Below are 4969 nucleotides of genomic sequence, written 5' to 3' on the forward strand. Positions count from 1 at the left end.
GAAATATTGAATTTTCAAGGTGCGAATCCCATTTTAGGTATGGGAAGTCTTAGTTCTTTAAAAATAAAATTTGATTGTAATATTTTTATTGGAGTGTGCCTGAGAATTTTTCGGACACACTCCAATTTTTAAACAGGGTGAAACAAAATCATTGTGCCCGGTTTGGAGCTTTATTTTTTACATCCAGAGCATTGGCTGACGGATGGCAAGAAACCGGGAGAATGAGGAGATTTTCTTGACAGATCAAATATATTCTGATAATTTAAAACATAGAAGCATTGTGAAAATAGACCGCGAATGTGGGATCGGCTTTTGGAAGAGAATCCGATCCCATTTTTCATATTCAAAGGTAAAGTCGTAGAGGATATTTGGAAGGCGTCAAAAGGCGGTGGGAGAATATGAGAAGAATTTGCAAAAGGTGGGCATGTGGAATTTTGTTCGCGACCGGACTGCTTTTGACCGGTTGCAGTATGGGACAGATTGGAGAGGGAAAAAAGGTTGAGAAACCAGATCCCAAGCATCCGGTGACGATTACCGTGTGGAATTACTACAATGGCGCTCAGATGCAGGCGTTTGAGGATCTGGTCGAAGAGTTTAATGAGACGGAGGGTGAGAAACAGGGAATCTATGTGGATGCTTACAGCATGGGAAATGTCAATGAACTGGAGAGCAATGTGCTCGATGCAGTGAAACGCAAGGTTGGCGCAAGTGAACTGCCCAATATTTTTGCAGCCTATGCCGATACGGCTTACGCGGTTGATCAGCTTGGCTACGTCGTTGACATTCGCCCGTATCTGTCCGAGAAAGAGCAGAGCCGTTTTGTGAAGAGTTATCTGGAGGAGGGCGCTTTCTCAAATGATGGAAGCCTGAAGATTTTTCCGATTGCGAAGTCCACAGAGGTGTTTATGCTGAATAAGACCGACTGGGATCGGTTCGCAGAGAGCACAGGCGCGAGTATGGATGATTTAAAGACGATCGAGGGAATCACACGGACGGCGCAGGAGTATTATGAGTGGACAGACAGTCTCACACCGGAACCGAATGACGGAAAGGCATTTTTCGGAAGAGATGCAATGGCAAATTATATTTTGACCGGTGCGCGTCAGCTCGGAGTGAAGATCTTTTCGATAAAAGATGAAAAGGTTACCCTGAATTTTGATCATGATGTGATGCGCAAAATCTGGGACAATTTTTATATTCCGTTTGTGAAGGGATATTTCGGGGCATCCGGGAGATTCCGAAGTGATGACATCAAGACAGGCAATCTGATCGCTTTTGTTGGTTCTTCTTCGGGAAGCAGTTTCTTCCCGGAAGAGGTAATTTTAAGCGACAATGAGAGGTATCCGATTGAGTTAGAGGCACTGGAGTGTCCGCGATTTGAAAATTCAGAGAATTTTGCCGTTCAGCAGGGAGCCGGAATGGTTGTCACGAAGACGGACGAAAAATCGATCTATGCCTCGATTGAGTTTTTAAAATGGTTTACTCAGGATGATCGAAATATTCAGTTTGCAGTGACCTCCGGCTATCTTCCGGTCACCAAAGAGGCAAACAACGTCGATCGGATCTGTTCGGAGATGTGGGAGGAGTCCACGAATCTTCCGGTTCTTCGTGCGGCGGTAAACACGATCAACCACAATCAGCATTATACGATGCCGGCATTTGAAAATGGAACGGATGCGAGAAATGTCTTGCAGTATTCGATGTCAGACCGGGCAACAGCGGATCGACAGGTTGTTTTGGAGCGTATACGAAATGGTATGAGTCTGGAGGAAGCGACGGAGAGTTTTGTGAGTGATGACTGGTTTGAAAACTGGTATCAATCTGTAAAAACACAGCTGGAGAATCTGATAAAATGAGTGAAGACGAAAACAGAAGCACAGATGAAAAAACAGATGAAAATACAGAGAAAATAGTAGAGGAAACAGTAGAGGAAACGAAAGAAAAAGCGATAAAGCAGAAAGAAGTACAAGAGAAAAGAATAAAAGAGAAAAGAATAAGAGAGAAAAAAACAGGAACGACGAAAAATCCAAATACCCCGAAGAACATTCCTGTTCTTTTGAAACTTCTGCTTCCGATGATTCTGCTTGTCTCGGCGGAGGTGGCGATCTTTGCGGGAATGATTTTCGGCGGAGATCTGATCTCCTACATGGAGCAAAATGAAAAGGCGATTTTAAAAGAGCGTGTCATCAATCGAAAGAGTTATCTGGAGAGAAAGATGCTTTTGCGCTGGTCGGATGTGTCGGATACCGTTTCCTCAATCAATGGAATCACCTCAGATCTGCTTCTCATGGGAAAAATCTCATGGAATACGCTGGATGACGGCTCTGCGGAGGCACTCCCACTTCTGCGCCGGTCTGCCCCACTTCTGATTGACCTGATGCGAAACAATGAGGTGACGGGTGCGTTTTTAATTTTAAATACCGATGATCTTCGAGAGTCTGAAAATCAGGGGATTTATAAAGATAAGCCGGGAATTTATATTCGCGATTATGATCCGGATGCGCGTCCTTCTGATCGAAATGAGGATCTGATTTTGAAATATGCACCGGCGGAGATCGTAAAAACCCTGAATATTTCTCTTGGGAAGCTCTGGGAACCGCAGTTTTCGTTTGGAGAAAATGGAAAATATGATGCCTACTTCTACGAACCGTATCAGACAGCCCTTGAGACTCAAAATCCTCAGAAAATGGCAGTTTCCGATCTTGGCTATTGGAGTCTGTCACACAGGCTTGACCGGGAGGAGAAGGATGTGATTTCTTATTCTGTGCCGTTGGTTCTTCCGACGGGCAGAGTTTACGGAGTTCTGGGCATAGATCTCACGATCGATTATCTCAAGACACTGATTCCGTCGAGAGAGCTTTTGAATGGAAATGCGGGCTTGTATCTTCTTGGTGCGGAAAATGAGGACGACGGTGTATTTTATCGTGCAATGGTAAATGGTCCTCTGTACAATCAGGTTTTGAAGGAAAATGACAACTGGACGATTGTCTGGGATGGCGATGACGCGCTGATTGAGAATGAGCAGGGAAAGAAGATCTACTGCGATGTCGAGTATCTCAATCTCTACAATAGGAATACGGCATTCAGCAATCAGCGGTGGGCACTGATCGGGGCAGCGGAGACAAAAGATCTCTTCGTCTTTTCCGACCGAGTGATCCAGGTCCTGATTCGAGCGGTTCTTCTGATGATGGGGGTCGGTATTGCCGGAGGAGCGTTGATCAGTTCGATGATCTCACACCCGATTTCTCATCTGACAAGAAATGTGCAGAGTGCACGCCCGTCGGTTGGAATTCAATTTGACCGGACAGGCATCCGTGAGATTGATCTGCTCGCGGAAAAACTGGAGGATTTGAACCAGGAAATGTTCTATGAGGCGGAGAGAATCGCTCATATCATCAATATGACGAGCGTTCCGATTGCGCTGTTTGAGACAAACCGTGAGGAAAACAGTGTCTTTCTCACAGACAAGTTCTTTGAAATGTTTGAGATAGACAGGGAGATCAGCGAGGATCTGACGATTCAAGAGTTTGAGAGAATCATAAAGGACCTTGAACCATATAGAAGAAATTCCAGACAATATATCGATGAGAAAAAGCGTCAGGAGCGCATTTACAAAATTCCGGTTCTGCAAAGAAAGGGATCAGAGACGGCTAGGGAATCAAAGGCAGAGACAAGTGCGGAAAAATCGACGGAGAGAAACCGTGTGGAAGCAGCACAGAAAGAAAATCCAACATCTGTGCGCTACGTCCGGATGACGCTCAGCGATGATGGAAACCGGTGCATCGGACTGGTGGAAGATGTCACGGACACGACGCTTGAGCGCAAGAGCATTGAATTTGAGCGCGATCATGATCTGCTGACTGGCATTTTGAATCGCCGTGCATTCTTGAGAAAGATGCAACAGCTCTTTGATCAGGGAGAAACTGTGCTGAAAACGGCGGCTCTTTTGATGATCGATATGGATGAGCTTAAGTTTGTCAACGATACCTACGGACATGAGTTTGGAGATCGATATTTGAAAACGGCGGCACATTGTTTTCAGAGTTCAGTGCCGGAGAAAAGCATTGTATCAAGACAGTCTGGTGATGAGTTCCAGATCTTTCTCTATGGATATGAGACGGAGAAAGAGGTTCGGGAGAAGATTGAGATTCTCAAGGAGAAGATTCGGGAGGCATCTCTGGATCTTCCGGATGGAAGGAAATTGTCACTGCAACTTTCTGGAGGTGTAGCGTGGTATCCGAAGGACAGCATCGAGTATGAACAGCTGAAAATCTATTCCGACAGTGCAATGTATGAGGTGAAGCACAGTACAAAGGGCGCAATCAGGGATTACAAGAAGGCATAGGAAGTACAGTGAGTCGGATGAGCAGATAAGAGTTGACAGGAATCATGGACCAGGTTCCTCCTCTCTGTCCTTTGTGCTTTGATCCAGGAAAGTCCTTTCGAGTCAGTTGAGGAAGACAATGGTTTGATCGAGACAATCGAGGTATTTGTGATTTTAAGATAAAATATAAAAAAACAGAAAAAACATGAAAGTCAGAAAAAAGTGAAAAAAGTGCTTGACGTTTGTTTGTGGGTATGATATTATAATCCTCGCCCCTGAAAAAGGGGCACTGATTAAAAAAGAAAATCAGAGAAAAATAAAAAAGTTGTTGACAGATTAACGACAATGTGATATGATATAAAAGTTGCCGCTGAGATGCGAACAACGAAGAAGTCAAAAAACTTCAAAATAAAATAAAAAGTGCTTGACAATTCAAAAGCAACGTGATAAAATAAAAAAGTTGCTGCTGAAAATAAAGCAACAAACTGAACCTTGAAAATGAAAGATTGAACAGTGTTTAAAACCCTGAAAATTCTTATAAAAAAGAGTCTTTTGGTAAAGACATCTTTGAATTGAGAAATTCAGAACAAAAACAAACCAAACAACAGTAGAACGGTTTAATAATTAGCTAGTGGTTAATCTATT

The 4969-nt window shown here is 43.8% G+C and carries 2 protein-coding genes; both read left to right on the forward strand.

Annotation, left to right across the window (positions count from 1 at the left end; genetic code table 11):
- The first annotated feature begins 398 nt into the window (after positions 1 to 398).
- Positions 399 to 1856: an extracellular solute-binding protein gene (locus AC4EVX_RS12655; RefSeq protein ID WP_177977250.1), complete on the forward strand. Its 1458-nt coding sequence runs from the start codon at positions 399 to 401 to the stop codon at positions 1854 to 1856.
- A 200-nt stretch (positions 1857 to 2056) separates the two neighbouring features.
- Entirely contained in the window at positions 2057 to 4345 is a 2289-nt protein-coding gene (locus AC4EVX_RS12660; protein WP_177977251.1) for a diguanylate cyclase, read from the forward strand.
- Positions 4346 to 4969: the final 624 nt, after the last annotated feature.

The organism is Brotaphodocola sp. (assembly GCF_983179755.1).

Bases quoted from the DNA above. Each gene is read 5' to 3' on its own strand.
- AC4EVX_RS12655 (WP_177977250.1), top strand. From the start codon at position 399: ATGAGAAGAATTTGCAAAAGGTGGGCATGTGGAATTTTGTTCGCGACC.